Annotated in this window: 16 protein-coding genes; 8 read left to right on the top strand and 8 right to left on the bottom strand. The window is 70.7% G+C overall.

Going from position 1 to position 16,456, the window contains the following annotated elements; all coding sequences use genetic code 11:
• Positions 1–29: 29 nt before the first annotated feature.
• Positions 30–1,046: an AvrD family protein gene (locus OHT76_RS21480; RefSeq protein ID WP_328872468.1), complete on the bottom strand. Its 1,017-nt coding sequence runs from the start codon at positions 1,044–1,046 to the stop codon at positions 30–32.
• Positions 1,047–1,283: 237 nt separating this feature from the next.
• Between OHT76_RS21480 and OHT76_RS21475 the strand changes: the two genes are divergently transcribed.
• The 6 genes from OHT76_RS21475 to OHT76_RS21450 all read left to right on the top strand — a co-directional run bounded on the left by OHT76_RS21475 (position 1,284) and on the right by OHT76_RS21450 (position 5,583).
• Complete coding sequence (locus tag OHT76_RS21475) at positions 1,284–1,727, top strand: hotdog fold thioesterase (RefSeq protein WP_315882995.1); 444 nt, start codon at positions 1,284–1,286, stop codon at positions 1,725–1,727.
• Between the two features lie 49 nt (positions 1,728–1,776).
• The gene (locus OHT76_RS21470; protein ID WP_328872467.1) at positions 1,777–2,523 is read left to right on the top strand and encodes a dienelactone hydrolase family protein; all 747 of its coding nucleotides are present in this window, start codon (positions 1,777–1,779) and stop codon (positions 2,521–2,523) included.
• The gene (locus OHT76_RS21465) at positions 2,520–2,963 is read left to right on the top strand and encodes a carboxymuconolactone decarboxylase family protein (protein ID WP_328872466.1); all 444 of its coding nucleotides are present in this window, start codon (positions 2,520–2,522) and stop codon (positions 2,961–2,963) included. Before OHT76_RS21470 ends, OHT76_RS21465 begins: the two co-directional genes overlap by 4 nt.
• Positions 2,964–3,043: 80 nt before the next feature.
• On the top strand, positions 3,044–3,727 hold the full coding sequence (locus OHT76_RS21460) for an HAD family hydrolase (RefSeq protein ID WP_328872465.1): 684 nt from the start codon (positions 3,044–3,046) through the stop codon (positions 3,725–3,727).
• An 82-nt stretch (positions 3,728–3,809) separates the two neighbouring features.
• Positions 3,810–4,715 carry an intradiol ring-cleavage dioxygenase gene (locus tag OHT76_RS21455; protein ID WP_328872464.1) on the top strand — a complete coding sequence of 302 codons (906 nt, stop codon included), beginning with the start codon at positions 3,810–3,812 and terminating at the stop codon, positions 4,713–4,715.
• A 13-nt stretch (positions 4,716–4,728) separates the two neighbouring features.
• A complete protein-coding gene (locus tag OHT76_RS21450; protein WP_328872463.1) occupies positions 4,729–5,583 on the top strand; it encodes a triphosphoribosyl-dephospho-CoA synthase in 855 nt (284 codons plus the stop codon).
• A 104-nt stretch (positions 5,584–5,687) separates the two neighbouring features.
• Here OHT76_RS21450 and OHT76_RS21445 read toward each other — a convergent pair whose 3' ends face one another.
• The 4 genes from OHT76_RS21445 to OHT76_RS21430 all read right to left on the bottom strand — a co-directional run bounded on the left by OHT76_RS21445 (position 5,688) and on the right by OHT76_RS21430 (position 11,510).
• The gene (locus OHT76_RS21445) at positions 5,688–6,917 is read right to left on the bottom strand and encodes an MFS transporter (protein WP_328872462.1); all 1,230 of its coding nucleotides are present in this window, start codon (positions 6,915–6,917) and stop codon (positions 5,688–5,690) included.
• Positions 6,918–6,984: 67 nt separating this feature from the next.
• The gene (pdxR, locus tag OHT76_RS21440) at positions 6,985–8,328 is read right to left on the bottom strand and encodes a MocR-like pyridoxine biosynthesis transcription factor PdxR (protein WP_328872461.1); all 1,344 of its coding nucleotides are present in this window, start codon (positions 8,326–8,328) and stop codon (positions 6,985–6,987) included.
• Positions 8,329–8,435: 107 nt separating this feature from the next.
• Positions 8,436–9,899 carry an aminopeptidase P family protein gene (locus OHT76_RS21435; RefSeq protein ID WP_443049819.1) on the bottom strand — a complete coding sequence of 488 codons (1,464 nt, stop codon included), beginning with the start codon at positions 9,897–9,899 and terminating at the stop codon, positions 8,436–8,438.
• Positions 9,900–9,980: 81 nt separating this feature from the next.
• Positions 9,981–11,510: a PP2C family protein-serine/threonine phosphatase gene (locus tag OHT76_RS21430; protein ID WP_328872459.1), complete on the bottom strand. Its 1,530-nt coding sequence runs from the start codon at positions 11,508–11,510 to the stop codon at positions 9,981–9,983.
• Between the two features lie 503 nt (positions 11,511–12,013).
• Here OHT76_RS21430 and OHT76_RS21425 point away from each other — a divergent pair.
• A complete protein-coding gene (locus tag OHT76_RS21425; RefSeq protein ID WP_328872458.1) occupies positions 12,014–12,679 on the top strand; it encodes a bifunctional DNA primase/polymerase in 666 nt (221 codons plus the stop codon).
• A gap of 56 nt (positions 12,680–12,735) precedes the next feature.
• Complete coding sequence (locus tag OHT76_RS21420; RefSeq protein ID WP_328872457.1) at positions 12,736–13,269, top strand: hypothetical protein; 534 nt, start codon at positions 12,736–12,738, stop codon at positions 13,267–13,269.
• A 243-nt stretch (positions 13,270–13,512) separates the two neighbouring features.
• On the opposite strand, the gene OHT76_RS21415 is transcribed toward OHT76_RS21420, so the two are convergent.
• From OHT76_RS21415 to OHT76_RS21405, 3 genes are all read right to left on the bottom strand, one after another.
• Positions 13,513–14,502: a DUF5926 family protein gene (locus OHT76_RS21415; RefSeq protein ID WP_328872456.1), complete on the bottom strand. Its 990-nt coding sequence runs from the start codon at positions 14,500–14,502 to the stop codon at positions 13,513–13,515.
• A gap of 114 nt (positions 14,503–14,616) precedes the next feature.
• Complete coding sequence (locus OHT76_RS21410; RefSeq protein WP_328872455.1) at positions 14,617–15,255, bottom strand: ATP-binding protein; 639 nt, start codon at positions 15,253–15,255, stop codon at positions 14,617–14,619.
• 148 nt (positions 15,256–15,403) lie between these two features.
• The gene (locus tag OHT76_RS21405) at positions 15,404–16,231 is read right to left on the bottom strand and encodes a glycerophosphodiester phosphodiesterase (RefSeq protein WP_328872454.1); all 828 of its coding nucleotides are present in this window, start codon (positions 16,229–16,231) and stop codon (positions 15,404–15,406) included.
• Positions 16,232–16,456 lie beyond the last annotated feature (225 nt).

Raw genomic sequence — 16,456 nt, 5'->3', positions numbered from 1 at the left:
CTCCAGTTGTGAAAAGGGTGGCCGGTGAATCAGCCGGGAAGCCGGTGCGCGATGGAACAACGCACGGTGTTTCCGGCGAGCTGTCCGACGATGTCGGCGGCGCGCCAGATCTCTTCGTCCCGCCGAAGCAACGTGCTGTTTTCCAGCCGTACATCCAGCGGGGTCTCGTAGCGGATGGGATCGGGTTCCGCGCTCGCCTTCATGGCGGTGGTGCGCATCCACAGGGTGTTGCTGGAGCCCCGGGAGATCCCGTCGGTCTCGTACAGCAGGATCTGGCCGAGCTGAAGGCTGGTCACGAAGGTGTCGATCAGTCCGACGAAGGGCTGGTACAGGCCCTCCGTGCCCTCGGTGGCCAGCACGGTGCCGGGCTCCTGGGCCACGTCCACGACAGCGTGGGCGCGGGCCTCGGCCACCCGGACCGCGACCTTGCGCACGCTCTGCGTCCGGGCCGCGAAACCGGTGCCGTAGTACTGCCGGTCCACCGGCCCGAGCAGCTCCGCCGGGCCGGTGTAGGTGGATGCGGCGGCTGCGCCGGCAGCGGGCTCCGGCAGCGGATGGCGCAGGTCGGTACGGACCCGCATGGCGCCGACCATGGTCTGCAGCCGTGACACCGCCTCGCCCTCGCGGTCCGGGACCGGCACACCGAGCACGGTGGTGCGCACCGGAAGACCGGTCAGCTCCTCGTCCGGCCCGGTGCCCGCCTTGATCCGCACCGACAGCACCCGGCCCGCGCGCCGGCTCTCCGGGCCGAGGCCGAGGGCGTGGGTGAGGGCCGTCTCGCTCATGTGCACGGCGATGATCAGGCCGTCGACGGTGCTCAGATGGGGCCGCAGATCACCCCGCGTCTTGGCCTTGGTCGACCAGTCGGCCGGGTAGACGACGTCGAGCCGGCTGCCGAGCTCGGTGGGCAGGTCCCGGCCGCCGGTCATCTCGACCTTGTCGTAGCGGTATTGCACGCGCCGGAATCCGGAACCGAAGAACCGCTTTTCGCCGGGCCCCAGATAGTCGTCGACGGAGTCGAGGAGTAATTCCTTGGCAGGCAGCATTCCAGACAACTCCCTTATGACGGGCCCAGGTTTCCTATTGGCGGATCCAGGGGGCGCTTCTCGGTCTGCTCGAAGCTAGCCGAGAAATCTCGCCACAACGAGAGTCGGCTCATGCGGTTACTGCCAACACCACCCTGGACACCACCAGTTGTCGCCCTTTTCCGCACGCCCCGGAATTGACTAGCGTCCGAGGTGTTCGCGGACACGGATTCCAGTGCCGCACACGGGGAGGCAGCCATGTCCGACATCACGCTCGGCCCTTGGGTCGTGACGCCCGAGTTCAGCCATCAGCAGCTCGTCTCGAAGATGGGCATCGAGCTGGTGCGCTGCGAGCCGGGCCTGGTCATCGGCACCATGCCCGTGGACGGCAACCGCCAGCCCGTCGGCATCATGCACGGCGGCGCCAACGCCGTACTGGCGGAGACCCTGGGATCCCTCGCCGCGTTCCTGCACACCGGACCCGGCGGCCACGCGGTCGGCCTGGACCTGTCCTGCACCCACCACCGCTGGGTGGCCGGCGGCACGGTGACCGGTGAAGCCCGCCCCCTGCACGAGGGCCGCACCACCGCCACCTACGAGATCGTCATCACCGACAGCTCCGGCAGACGCACCTGCACCGCTCGGCTGACCTGCGCCATCAGCGTCCGCGCCCGCTCCCGCGGCGTCCTGCGCACGGCGTGAGGGATCCGGGGTCCCCCCGCAATCACCATCGAAGAGAGGCCAACACCCCATGTGCCACAGCACCGACAGCAGGCCCCCCGCCGTCGAGAACCCCGGCAGCGTGGCCGAGGAGGGGCTGATCGAGCTGACCTCCCAGGACGGGACGGCGTTCAGCGCCTTCCACGCGCGGCCGGGTGAGCCCAATGGACGCGGCGTGGTGATCCTGCCGGACATCCGCGGCGTCCACGCCTACTACCAGGAGCTGGCCCGGCGGTTCGCCGAGGCCGGGTTCGCCGCCGTCGTGCTCGACTACTACGGACGTACGGCCGGACTCGGGCCGCGCGACGACGAGTTCGAGTGGCAGCCGCACTTCAAGCAGCTGGTCCCGGACAGCGTGGCCGACGACGCCCGGGCCGCGGTCGCCTGGCTGACCGAGCAGAACCCCGGCGTCACCGTCTTCTCGGTCGGCTTCTGCCTCGGCGGCGGCCACTCCTGGCGGCTTGCGGGCAGCGGCCTCGAACTGGCCGGTTCGATCGGCTTCTACGGCCTTCCCGGCCTCGCCGAGGACCGCCTGAAGGACATCTCCGCACCCCTGCTGCTCCTCCTCGCCGGCGACGACGTCGCCACCACCCAGGAGGACTTCGCCGCCTTCCGCGGCAAGCTGGACGACGCGGGCAAGCCGTACGAGTACAAGATCTACGACGGTGCCCCGCACTCCTTCTTCGACGGCGGCGCCCCGGAGTGGAAGGACATCAGCGCCGACGCCTGGCAGCGCCTCCTGGACTTCACCTCCCGCCATGCGGAGCCCGCCGTATGACCCGCGACATCCGCGACGAACAAAAGGGCAACCCTCGCTTCGAGCGCGGGCAGGCCAAGCTCCTCGAACTCGGCGACTCGGGCGACGCGATCTTCACGACGCTGGCCGACGTGGCGCCCGACATGGGCCGGTACGTCGCCGAGTTCGTCTTCGGAGACCTGTACGGCAGGGGCGGTCTGGACGACCGGCAGCGGCAGTTGACGACGCTGGCGCTGCTCACCGCCCTCGGCGACACCGAGCGCCAGTTCGCCTTCCATCTGAACCTGGCCCTGAACGCGGGCGTCACCCCGCAGGAGGTGGTGGACGCCCTGGTCCACGGCCTGGCCTTCGTCGGCTTCCCACGCACCTTCAACAGCCTCAGCACGGCGAAGCGGGTGTTCGCGGAGCGGGGCCTGCTGCCGGTGGCCGAGGCCGACGCCCCGCTGGCCGAGGCCGGCTGACCGCTCCCGCCCCGCGCGTGCCCTCAACCCCCCGTCGGCCGCGCGGGGCGGGTGCATCCACCTCACGGAAGGGAACCGCCTTGCGACCACGCACTGCCGCGTTCTTCGACGTCGACGGCACCGTCATCAACGTCACCAGCATGTTCCGCTTCCTGGAGTTCCGGCTGGCCGCCGAAGGGCATCCGCCGTCGGCGTACCGCTACGAGCGCCAGCGGCTGAAGGCCATGACGGCCGCCGGAGTCCCGCGCACGGAGACCAACCGCGCCTACTTCGCGTCGTACGCCGGCGCGGACGTACGTGCCACAGCGGCCCTCGCCGAGCAGTGGTTCCGGGCCGAACTGGACCGGGGCGCCTTCTTCAACGAGCACGTGGTCGCCGCCCTGCGCCGGCATCAGCGCGAGGGGGACCTCATCGTGCTGGTCTCGGGCTCGTTCCGGGCCTGCCTGGCGCCGATCGCCCGGCACCTGGACGCGGACATCGTCGTGTGCTCGGACCCGGAGACCGCGCACGGCATGTACACCGGGCAGGTGGAGCGCCCGATGATCGGCGAGGCGAAGGCGGAGGCGGTCCGCACCCTGACGACCACGGGCAGACTGGACCTGCCCGCCTCCACGTCCTACGGCGACCACATCTCCGACCTGCCCCTCCTGCGCATGACGGGCCGGGCGGTCGTGGTCGGCGACGACCCGGAGATGCGGGAACAGGCCCGCCGCCATGGCTGGACGGTGTGGCCGCGCACCCCGGCGCCGACGCTCACCCGCTGAATTTTCAGCTTCCTCAGTACTCTCAGCCGGCACACAGCCGCCACCCATGGTCCTGACGGCCACCGTTTCTACGTTCATGTGCATGACGGGAAACCACAAGGACACTTCGATCACCAGGCGCCGCGCCCTCGCGGTGACCGGCGGCACGGTGGCGGCGGGCGGGCTGGCGTTCGCGGGCTACCAGGCGGCGTTCGCGGACGAGGCGACGTCCGAGGCGACGACCGAGGCGACTGCTACGGCCACCTCTTCGAGTACGACCACCTGCATGACGCTGATGACGAGCGTCACCGAAGGCCCGTACTACTTGGACGGCGCCCTGGTCCGCAAAGACATCACCGAGGGCAAGAGCGGAGTCCCGCTGACCCTGCGCCTGACGGTCGTGGACGCGACGGACGGCTGCACCCCGGTGCCGGGCGCGGCGGTGGAGATCTGGCACTGCGACGCCTGGGGCTACTACTCCGGCTACACGACGGCCAACCCCGGCGGCTCGGCCCCCGCGGAGAGCGAGGACGGCTCGACCGCGAACGACAAGACCTATCTGCGCGGCTACCAGATCGCGAACGCCAACGGGGTGGTCAAGTTCGAGACGATCTTCCCGGGCTGGTACACCCCGCGCACCTGCCACATCCACGTCAAGGTGCACACGGGCGGCGAGAAGGAGGACGGCACCTACGAGGGCGGCAAGGTCAACTACACGGGCCAGTTCTTCTTCGACGACGAGATCGCCCAGGAGATCTTCACGCTGGAGCCGTACTCCCAGCACTCCGGCAGCTACACGACCCTCGACAACGACATGGTCTACGACGGCGGCGGCGCGTCCAGCGGTCTGCTGACCTTGAAGCCGGTGAAGAAGGCCGACCCGTCCAAGGGCTACAAGGGCTTCCTGACGCTGGGCGTAGACCCGGACGCGGAGAGCACGGGAGCGGGCAGCGGCGGTGGCGGTACGCCTCCGGACGGCACCCCGCCGAGCGACGCCCCGTCCTCGTAGCGGGGATACGGCGATGACGAGCCGCGAGGACGAGGCGCTGGCCCAGGCCGCGGTGACCGCACTGACGGCCCAACTCTCCCTGACCCCGAAACCGGGTCTCCCCGACCCGTCCCACCGCGACCACAACACCCTGCGCTGGTCGGCAAAGTCCCTGACCCCCGGCCTCGCAGCAATGGCAGCGGCGGCCCGCCGCACGGGCGAGCCAACGCCCGGTCTCCGCGCCGAGCTGGGTGCGATAGGCCGCAGCACGGAGCACTCCGTGGGTTTGGCGGGCGGCGGCCACCGGGGCGCGCTGTGGACGCTGGGTTTGCTGGTCGCGGGGGCGGCGCTGAACCCCGGGGACGTCACGGCAACGGCGAAGCGCATAGCAGCGCACCCCGACAAGGGGGCTCCGCGCAGACCGTCCCGAGGCTCGTCGATGTCGGCGAAGTACGGAGCGGCGGGTGCGAGGGGAGAGGCAAGGGCAGGCTTCCCGCACGTCCGGAGGGCGTTGGAGGAGCTGACCAGATCGCGAGGCACGGGCACCCCAGAACCCCAGTCCCGCCTGAACGCCCTACTGACGATCATGTCTACTCTCCAGGACACGGAACTCCTGTACACGGCGGGCCCGCTCGGACTCCGGCACGTACAGGCAGGCGCGCGGGGGGTGTTGGAGGCGGGAGGTGCGGGGACGGTCGCGGGTGCGGAGGCGCTGGCGGCACTGGGTACGGACCTGCACGAACGATCGTGGAGCCCTCGGGGGAGCGCGGGGCTGCTGGCGGGGGCGTTGTTCCTGGACGCGCTGCCGATAGCCGCAGTAGCTACGGGTAGCCGCACCGCTGTATCCGCCCAGCTGCGAGCAGCTGTACTGCTCCATCCACCCCGCTGAGCTGCGGGCAGTCGTGCCGCTGGGGCGGCGCCCGCTGCCAAAGAGGCGGCACCCGGCCAGCGCCGGTGAGCGCACCCCCCGTCCGCCCCACCCCGGACAACGCGTCAAGCAGCCGGCACCAGAACCGCCGTACGAGCCAGCGCAGCCTTCCGAGCCACCGGCCCCATCGCATAGGACGCCACCAACGTCACCCCACCCAACACCACCCACCCAGGCGCCCCCCACTGCACCAGCAGAGCGGTAAGCACCAGCGGCCCAGCCGTACGAGCCACAGTCACCCCCGTACCGAAGAACCCCTGATACTCCCCGACCCGTTCCCCCGGCGCGAGATCGAAGGACAGCTGCCAGGCCCCCGCCGACTGCCCCATCTCCGCGACGACCAACAGCACCGCCCCGGCCACCAGCACCCCCACCGCCACCCAGGCCGACACACCCCCCGACACCGCGAACACCCCGCACGCGGAAAGCATCACCCACCCCGACCGCCGCACAGCCCCCACGGCCGACGCAACCCCGCTCACCCCACGAGCCATCCGCACCTGGAAGAGCATCACGGCCCCGGTGTTGAGCACGAACAGCACGGACACCAGCCAGGCAGGCGCCTGAGTCCGCTCCGCGATCCACAGCGGCAGCCCGAGGCTGAGCAACGGCATCCGCAGCAGCAACACGGTGTTGAGAACCGTCAGCACCACATACGGCCGATCCCGCAACACCGCGAGCCCGTTCCCCTTCACCGAGCCGACCGCCGCCGCTCCTGCCGCCGCCGAAGGCAACCGCAGCAACACCCCCGCGCACACCAGAAAACTCACGGCATCCACCGCGAAGACCACGAGATACGCACCCCGCGTCCCCACATGCAGCGCCAGCCCACCCAGCCCCGCCCCCACGGCAAGCCCCGCATTGAGCGTCGACTGCAGATGCGCCAGCAACCCGGTCCGCTCCCCGGCGGACACCAGCCCCGCCAGCAGGGCCTGCCGAGCCGCCGCGAGCCCGGACTGCGCGGTGGCGTAGACGACGGCGGAAGCCACGAAGGGCCAGAACCCCCGCACGACGAGGAAGGACGCGACGGCCACCCCCGTCGCCAAAGCCAACAGCACCGCGGTCCCCCGCGCCCCCCGCCGATCCGCGAGCCGCCCGAGCGGCACCCCCGCCAATGACCCGACTCCCCAGGCCACCGTCAGCCCGAGCCCCACGCGCGCGGGGTCGAGCCCGACGACGTGGGTGAAGTAGAGCGCCGAGGTGACATAGAAGGCGCCGTCCCCGACCGAGTTGGCCAACTGGGCCAGAGCCAGGACGCGTTGCGGGCCCGCTGGCGGAAGGAGGGAGTTCGTCATGCCCCGAATCTAGGCGCGCACTGGATCTCGATACAGAACCACTAACACGCCAAATCCTTGGCCCAATTCACCCGCTGTCGAGCACCTTCCCCAGCACCTCCAAGGCTTCCGGATACGCCCGCTCCCGAGGCGTCCCGTACCCCACGACCAGCCCCTGCGGATGCCCTTCACCCTCGGGTGAATGCCAGTGCTCGCCGAGAGACCCCACCGCAAGTCCCTCCGCCTCGGCCCGGGCCAGCACCTCGGCCTCGTCGTCGACCTCGACCAGCGCATGCAGCCCGGCCGCGATGCCCCGCACCCCGCGCCGCGCACCGAGCCGGTCCACCAGCTGGTCCCGCCGCCTCCGGTACCGCAGCCGGCACGCGCGCACATGACGGTCGTAGGCATGACTGTCGATCAGTTCGGCGAGTGCCAACTGCCCGAGCGACTCGGTGTGATGGTCGCTGTGCAGCTTGGCGTCGGCGACCGCGTCGACCAGCTGCGGCGGCAACACCATCCACCCGAGCCGCAGCGCGGGCCCGAGCGTCTTGGAAGCGGTCCCGAGATACACGACCTGCCCCGGCGCCATCCCCTGCAGGGCCCCGACGGGCTGCCGGTCGTAACGGAACTCCCCGTCGTAGTCGTCCTCGACGATCAACCCGTCACGCGCGCGTGCCCAGTCGGTGAGCGCCCGCCGCCGCTCAGGGTGGAGGGTGACCCCGGTCGGATACTGATGTGCGGGCGTCACGACGACGGCCGCGGGCTCCCCGAGATCGTCCACACAGGTCCCGCGCTCATCGACCCGCACGGGCACCACGGCGCCACCATTGCGCCGTACGACATCCCGATGGAACGGCAGCCCCGGATCCTCCATGGCGATCTCGCAGCCGTCCAGCACACGCGTGAGCAGCGCGAGCCCCTGCACATACCCCGAGGTGATGACGATCCGCTCAGGGGGAGCGATCACTCCCCGGGCCCGGCCGAGATAGCCGGAGAGCGCGGTCCGCAGCTCGATCCGCCCCCGGGGATCGCCGTAGTCGTAGGCCAGGGAGGGAGCGGTGGCGATGGCCCGCCGCAGCGCCCGCAACCACGCGGCCGCCGGAAACGCCCCGACATCGGGACTCCCGGGCCGCAGATCGAACTGCGGCTCACGCGCGCGTGCGGCAGCCTCCGCGGGCTCGGACTCGTCGGAGGGCAGCGGCGCGACCTCGGTCCCCGACCCCTGCCGAGCAGTGAAATACCCCTCGGCAACAAGCTGGTCGTAGGCCCCCTTCACGGTGTTCCGGGAAACCCCCAGCTCATCGGCGAGCTTCCGGGTGGCGGGCAACCGAGTACCAGGCGCCAACCGCCCGTCCCGAACGGCATCCCGAAGAGCACGCTCAAGTCCCGCCCGCCGCCCATCGGCAGAGGCAAGCTCCAGATGCAGGTCCACACAAACCCCCTAGGGGCGCGGGGAACTGCGCGAACAACCCCCACACACCCGCAGCCCGCGACGATGGCCGGACACCCCACAGGTGCCCGGCCATCTACGAAAAACCGTCAGCCCTTCAACGAGGCCATCCAGGCCTCAACCTCATCCGACCGCCGAGGAAGCCCGGCCGACAGATTACGGTTCCCGTCCGCCGTCACCAGAATGTCGTCCTCGATCCGCACACCAATACCCCGGTACTCCTCGGGCACCGTCAGATCGTCGGCCTGGAAGTACAGCCCGGGCTCGACAGTCAGGCACATCCCCGGCTCAAGCACACCGTCCACATACGTCTCCACCCGCGCGGCAGCGCAATCGTGGACGTCGAGACCGAGCATGTGCCCCGTACCGTGCAGCGTCCACCGCCGCTGAAGCCCCAGCTCCAGCACCCGCTCCACGGGCCCCTCGACCAGCCCCCACTCCACGAGCTTCTCGGCGAGCACCCGCTGCGAGGCGTCATGGAAGTCCCGGTACTTCGCGCCCGGCTGCACGGCCGCGATCCCGGCCTCCTGGGCCTCGTACACGGCGTCGTAGATCTTCTTCTGGATCTCGGTGTACCGGCCGTTGATCGGCAGCGTCCGCGTGATGTCGGCGGTGTAGTACGTGTGCGTCTCGACGCCCGCGTCGAGCAGCAGCAGATCCCCGGACCGCACGGGCCCGTCGTTGCGCACCCAGTGCAGCGTGCAGGCGTGCGGACCGGCCGCGCAGATGGAGCCGTAGCCGACGTCGTTGCCCTCGACCCGCGCGCGGAGGAAGAAGGTGCCCTCGATGTAGCGCTCGGAGGTCGCCTCGGCCTTGTCGAGGACCTTCACGACGTCCTCGAAGCCGCGCACGGTCGAGTCGACGGCCTTCTGCAGCTCACCGATCTCGAACGCGTCCTTGACCAGCCGCGCCTCGGAGAGGAAGACCCGCAGCTCCTCGTCCCGCTCGGCGGTGACCTTGTCGGTCAGCGCGGCCTCGATCCCGGCGTCGTATCCGCGGACGACCCGGACCGGACCCGTGGCCTCGCGCAGCGCGTCCGCCAGCTCGCGCACATCGGAGGCGGGGATGCCGTACAGCTTCTCGGCCTCGCCCAGAGAGTGCCGGCGGCCGACCCACAGCTCGCCCTGGCCGGAGAGCCAGAACTCGCCGTTCTCGCGGTCGGAGCGGGGCAGCAGATAGATCGTCGCGTCATGGCCCGCACCTCGGGGCTCCATGACGAGGACGCCGTCCTCGGTCTGGTTGCCGGTGAGGTAGGTGTACTCGACCGACGCCCGGAAGGGGTACTCGGTGTCGTTCGAGCGGGTCTTCAGATTGCCCGCGGGGACGACCAGACGCTCACCGGGGAAGCGGGCGGACAGCGCGGCACGCCGGGCAGCGGTCTCGGCGGCCTGCGGGATCGGCTGCAGGTCGTGCAGCTCGGTGTCGGCCCAGCCGGACTTCATGTTCTCGGCGAGCTCGTCGGACACGCCCGGGTACAGGCCGTTCTTACGCTGCCCGACGGGCTCTTCCTCGGCAGTCTCCGGGGTCTCCGGGAGATCTTCCGCCACGGTCATCCTCCTTGATACGGCACTGGACCCCCTCCATCGTACGGTCGTACGGAAGGGGGCCCAGGGCCGAAGGACCTCTTACCGGCGTCATTCGAAGCGCGCGGCGAGCAGCACCACGTCCTCCGCGCTGTCCGCCGTGTCGAGACCGTCGGGCAGCATCGCCCGCAGCACGTGATCGGCGATGGCGGCCGGGTCGTGCCGGATCGCCCGGGGGACGCTCGCCGCCGCCGTGTGCAGCCGCGCGAAGGCCCGGTCCGTGGCGTCGCCGGCACGGTGCAGCAGCCCGTCGGTGTACAGCAGAACCGTCTCTCCGGCCTCCGCCTGGAACTCCACGCTCGGTGCCTCCCAGCAGGCCAGCATGCCGAGCGGGGCGGAGACGGAGGTCTCCACGAACTCGGTGCGCCGCTCGCCGATCAGCAGCGGCGGGCAGTGTCCGGCCCCGGCGAGGGTGAGCTTGCGCACGGCGGGCTCGCAGTAGGCGAACAGGGCGGTCGCCGAGCGCGCGGGCTCGGTCAGCCGCAGCAGCAGTTCCAGATCGGACAGGACCGCCACCGGGTCCTCGCCCTCCATCACGGCGTACGCCCGAAGCGACGCCCGCAGCCGGCCCATCGCGGCGACCGCGCTCGGCCCGGAGCCGGTGACCGAGCCGACCGCCAGGCCGAGGGCGGCGTCCGGCAGCGGCAGCGCGTCGTACCAGTCACCGCCGCCCAGCGGCCCGGTGCGGTGCCGGGCGGCGAGCTGGACGCCGGCCACCCGGGGCAGCCGGGAAGGGAGCAGTTCCTCGGACATCGTCGCCATGCACGCGCGCGTGCGCTCCACCTCCAGCAGCCGGGCGAGGTGCTCGGTGGCGTGGCGCGTGTACAGGCCGACGAGGTGCCGCTGGCGCTCGGACGGCTCGGCGGGCTCGTCGTAGAGCCATACGGCGGCGCCGAGCCGGCCCGCGGTGTCGGTGTGCAGGGGGAGTGCGTAGCTCGCGGCGTAACCGAGGCGCGCGGCCACCTCGCGGTGGCGCGGGTCGAGGCCGTCCTCGGCGAACAGATCCGGCTGCGCGATCTCGCCGTCCCCGCCCGGCAGTCCGTCGAGGATCTTCCCGAACGACATCGAGCCGCGCGGCACGGTCTCGATGTGGCCGAGGTCCGCGCGGCCCAGGCCCAGGCCGACGGTGGTGTCCGGGCCCCGCCCGTCGGCCGGTTCCAGCACGACGAGTCCGCGCCGGGCGCCGACGAGGGCGGATCCGGCGCGCAGCAGTTCCTGGAGGGCGTCGGACAAGGAAGGCGTACGGGCCAGGCGTTCGGTGAGTTCGTGCAGGGTGGTGAGGTCGGAGACCCAGCCGGCGAGGCGGTCCTGGAGCAGCAGTCCGGGGGCGCCCGGTGCGGTCGGGGCTGTGACGGGGGTGGTTGATGTGCTTTCGGAGGCCGCGGGCGCGGGCGCGACAGTGTGTGCGGGCGAGGGAACCGTTGAATCGATTCCGGCCACTTTCGGAGGGTGAGGGGCGTTCATGGCGTCCGGCTTTCCGACCGGTGCGTATTGCTCAAAAGCATCGCAAACCCCCATGTCATTCTGCGCCGCTAGCAGTGTCTCCACATGTACACGCACTCGTGAGGGGATGTCCAGCATTGTCCTGCCGGGATTCCTGGTGTCCGTGGGTAACCGGTGCACATCTCCCCGACCCCTTGCGGAAAGGCAAAGTTGGCTTAAAACTGCCTCAGGGAACGCCTTATTGCGGTCGACTGGGCTTGCTCCACGGAGCGTCACAGCGGTCGTGATGGGTACGTACTCGGAGAAGGCCAGGGGTGGTTGACAGTCACCCGGAACCTGGTGGCGGACCCGGGCGTCTTAGCCACCGATGACCGTGCCCCATCCTCCCGTGGCGGAGGCGAAGAGAAATACGCGGGACGGCAAACGCCAGACTTCGCCACCCCACGCCACGCCCGTGCTTTTGATAGACGCAGGTATGGGCGAGGCTGCCGCGGACGCAGCCAACGCTCGGCCCATAGGGGATCCCCTTGCTCGTCGCAGGGGTGTGATGCGCCAACAGGTACGCACAGTGAAGTGATCGACACATGGTGTGATGTGGACCACGGTGTTGCCAGCGGTGCAACGGAAAGGAACGAGCGCTCATGCGCGAGATCCTCGGAAGGCGACGCAGGCTCCTGTCCCAGCGCAACGGCGGGAGGCCTGAGTTGCTCAGCGCGGCCCTGACCTTCGCGACTCAATGGCAGTGGCCCGTACTCCCGGGTGTGACGGCGGACCCGCAGGGGCGGTCCCGCTGCGGCTGCCCCGACCCGGAGTGCACGGTGCCCGGTGCGCACCCCTTCGACCCCGGCCTCCTCGCGGCCACCACCGACGAGCGCATGGTGCGCTGGTGGTGGACCAACCGCCCGGCGGCGCCGATCATGCTCGCCACCGGCGGCAAGGCGCCCTGCGCGGTCAGCCTGCCGGCCCTCCCGGCCGCCCAGGCCCTCACCGCGCTCGACCGCATGGGCATGCGGCTCGGTCCCGTGATCGCCTCGCCCACCCGCTGGGCGCTGCTCGTCAAGCCGTACTCCCTGGAGCGGCTCGGCGAACTGCTGTACGCCAAGGACTTCGTCCCGGGCTCCCTCAGGTTCCACGGCACGGGCGGCTATCTCGCCCTGCCCCCGTCCGAGACCGGCGAGGGCGACATCCGCTGGGAGCGCGCGCCGCTGCCCGGCTCGGCCACCCCGTGGGTGCCGGATGTGGAGGCCGTGGTGGACGCCGTGGTGGAGGCCCTCACTCGTACGGGTGTGAGCGCGCCCGAGTTGTAGGGGTGTTGGGCGCGCGCCGGACGGGGCGCCCGCCCTCCCTCGTTATCTTCCGCTGTATGAACCTTCGTCTGCTCGCCCTCGGGGGCGTCGCGGTGAGCGCGGTGGCGCTGCCGCTGGCCATGGCGTCCGCGGGGCAGGTGGGCGATTCGGTACGACCGCCCGAGCACTCGTCTGTACGGCCGTCCGCGCCCGCCGACGCGAAGGCGTCCTCCCCCTCGCCCCTGAGGCTCGGCCTCGGCCTCGCGACCGCCGCCCGCTGCGGACCCGAACTCACCTCCCCCGACGGCATCGAGGCGCAGACCTGTGTGCTCACCCAGGGCGAGGAGACCTGGGCGCGCACCTACTACCGCAACACCACAGGCGGGGCGCTGGATTCGGTGCTGAGCCTCATGGGTCCCGGTGGACGCACCGTGCAGATGCGGTGCGCGGTGGGCGCCGAGGACGAGCCCGGCAGCTGTGAGACACCGCATGAGCGCACCCGGGGCGAACTGGACGGCTACACCGCGGTCGCGGAGTTCGCGGCCAGTCCGGGCGAGGGCCCGCTGTTGCTGCGTTCCGGGAGCAACTCCGGGGCACCTACGGGCAGTTGACATGTGACGGCGTTCTGTAAAGAACCGTACACATGGAAAGACCCGGTTGCTGGCGACGGGGGATGCACCAGCAACCGGGCTACTGGAACGGTAACAAGAGATCGGCCGTTCGCAAATTCGATCCGGGCTTTCCGGTCACCGATTTCCCTGTGGAGACGGGGAGTTGTGATCGGAGTCACCTGTTCCGAGCGCCCCCTGGCGGCTGACCGGTCGGTCAGCCGGGGAGGATCGTCTTCCTGTGCGTCAGCTGAGCGTGACCTGGCGGTTGGTGAGACCCCCACGCGCGCGGCGCTCGTCCGCGGTGAGCGGCGCGTCGGTTGCCAGCGCGGCGGTGAGCCGCTCGGCGAACTCGGCGGCCGGCTTCTCCACGTCCTGCGCGACGACCCCGCTCGGCAGGTCCCAGACCGGGACGGTGAGGCCGTGAGCGCGGAAGGAGCCCACGAGACGGGTGCCCTCGCCGAGGTTCGACCGGCCCGCCGCGTGCAGCCGCGCCAGCGCGTCCAGAAGCTGCTCCTCGGGGTACGGCATGACCCAGCGCAGGTGGTTCTTCTCCGGCGTCTCGCACCAGTACGCCGCGTCCACGCCGGTCAGCCGCACGGTCGGGATGGCGGCGGCGTTGGCCCGCTCCAGGGAGGCGGTGACCTCCGGGGTGGCGTTCTCCGCGTCCGGGACCCAGAACTCGAAGCCCGGGTGCACAACTGGCTCGAACGCGCCTTCGGGGTCGAGCAGGTCCTGCAGCCGCGGACCGTCGGCCGGGGCGCGCCGCGCCTGCACCGGGGAGCCGGGCTTCGCCTCGAGGGCGCGCTGGAGGGTGTCGGCGAGATCGCGGCTGATGTCACCGGACGCCGTGTCGTTCTGCAGGCCCAGCAGGACCGAGCCGTCGTCGCGGCGCAGCGCCGGCCAGGCCATCGGCAGCACGGTCGCCAGCGTGACGGCCGGAACGCCCTCGGGCAGGCCGCCCTTCAGGGGCAGCGCCACGGTGGCGGCGGGCACCAGCTCGCGCAGGGCCACCCAGTCGCACTCGCCGGGCAGCCCCTCGAACGGGCGCTGCACCAGCTCGGTCACGGCCTCGGCGGCAGCCTTGCCGTGGCAGGCCTTGTAGCGGCGGCCACTGCCGCACGGGCAGGGCTCGCGGGCGCCGACGACCGGAACGTGCTCATCAGCGCCTGCGGCGCGGGCACCGCCCGTGAGCTGCGGGCGCGTGGCCTTCGTCTGGGATCGCTTCTTGGCCATGAGGGTGTCTCCCGGAAACGGCTCGTCTCGTACGGCGGGAGCCTAGCTGTTCACGCCATGGCCGACGCGACCCTGTGGACAACGCGTCCGGAGTCCCTCCGGGAGCCGGAGCCTTCAGTCCAGGTCGTCGAAGGCGTCCGCGAAGTCCAGTTGGGGGATCGCGGCGACCGAGGGGGCCGCGACGCGCGTAGCGAAATCATGGCGGCGGTGACCCGCGTCGGGGTCGTGTACGTCGTCGTGGACGACGACCCACACCGTGACCTCGCCCCGGGCGTCGTCCCGGACGCCCCAGTCGTCGGCCAGCGCGGTGATGATGTTCAGCCCACGGCCGCCGTGCGCGGTGACCGAGGGCGTGGCCGGAGCCGGGCGGGTGGGCCCGCCGCCGTCCGTGACCTCCACCGTGAGCCGACCGGCCGCGTCCACCTGCCAAGCGGCCCGGACATCACCGTCCCCGGCCAGGGCGTCGCCCAGTGGCCGACCGTGTTTGCACGCGTTGCTCAAAAGTTCGGAAAGAATCAATACGGCGTCGTCGATGACCGATTCCGCCACGCCACCCCTGCGCAACTGAGCACGCATCCGGTGTCTCGCTTTCCCCACGCCCGCAGGGCCATGGGGTACGGCCATGCTCGACGACGTGGGCACCTCCTGTGCCACCACCAACGCCACCCCCGAGACCTCCTTCGCCCCACGCCACGGTGTGGATGCCCCATTGGCCTGTACCGGAAACCGGCCAATCCATGTGCGGTGACGCATTCGCAACGATCGAATACGGACCGAACGCGCCGGAGCACTCCCTGTAATTGCCTGGCTGGAAATCGACGGTGTGGCCGAGATGTGGAGGATGGGGCCGGTGTGGCCACCGGGTCAAGAGGTCGTACCGGGGCAGATGGGTTGTCGCAGCTCAGCGGCCGAGCTGATGCAGCACCGCGCGCGGGCGGTTGGTGATGATCGCGTCGATGCCCAGTTCCACACAGAGATCGACGTCCTCGGGCTCGTTCACGGTCCACACGTGCACCTGGTGCCCTGCGCGCTTCAGACGCTCGATGTACGCGGGGTGATTGCGCACGATCCGGATCGACGGGCCCGCGATCCGTACCCCCGCGGGCAGCCGCCCGTCGCGTAGCCGAGGCGAGACGAACTGCATCAGATAGACCGTCGGCAGCGTCGGCGAGGCGGCACGCACGCGGTGCAGAGAGCGGGCGGAGAAGCTCATCACGCGTACCGGCGAGGCGGCCGCGTCGGTTGGGGAATCCAACCCGAACCGCTTCAGCAGGTGCAGCAGCCGCTCCTCGACCTGGCCCGCCCAGCGGGTGGGGTGCTTGGTCTCGATGGCCAGCTCCACCGGGCGCCCGGCATCGGAGATCAGCTCCAGCAGGCGTTCCAGGGTGAGGACGGAGGTGTCCTGCGGGTCCTCCGGGCGGACCTCCCAGTCCGGCTCCTCGTTCCGGTTCCGCCAGGGCTCGCCCTTCTTCCAGGAGCCGAAGTCCAGCGCGGCGAGGTCGGCCAGCTCCAGGGCGGAGACGGCGCCGCGGCCGTTGGAGGTGCGGTTGACGCGGCGGTCGTGGACGCAGACGAGATGGCCGTCGGCGGTGAGGCGGACGTCGCACTCCAGGGCGTCCGCCCCGTCCTCGATCGCCTTCTTGTACGCGGCCAGGGTGTGCTCCGGGGCCTCCTCGGAGGCTCCGCGGTGAGCGACGACTTGAGGCGTGTGCTGCCGTGCGTGGGTCACCGCGTCATGGTGCCACCGAGTGGGGGTAGGCGTGTCGGCGGAGGCGCAGAGATTGCGCCCTTTTAGTCGGACATGACCTATATAAAGAATGGCCTCGGACCCACAGCAACCGCTTATGGTGCTCTGACGGCCCGTGGGAAAAGCTGACGGCATGCAAAAACACATGCACAGCTGAAGCGCACCGGGCCGTCGACACGTGAACGGGCGTGACCGAGTGCGACCGAA

The organism is Streptomyces sp. NBC_00287, from assembly GCF_036173105.1.
Taxonomy (GTDB): Bacteria; Actinomycetota; Actinomycetes; order Streptomycetales; family Streptomycetaceae; genus Streptomyces.
This window is presented reverse-complemented; position numbering and strand designations above follow the sequence as displayed.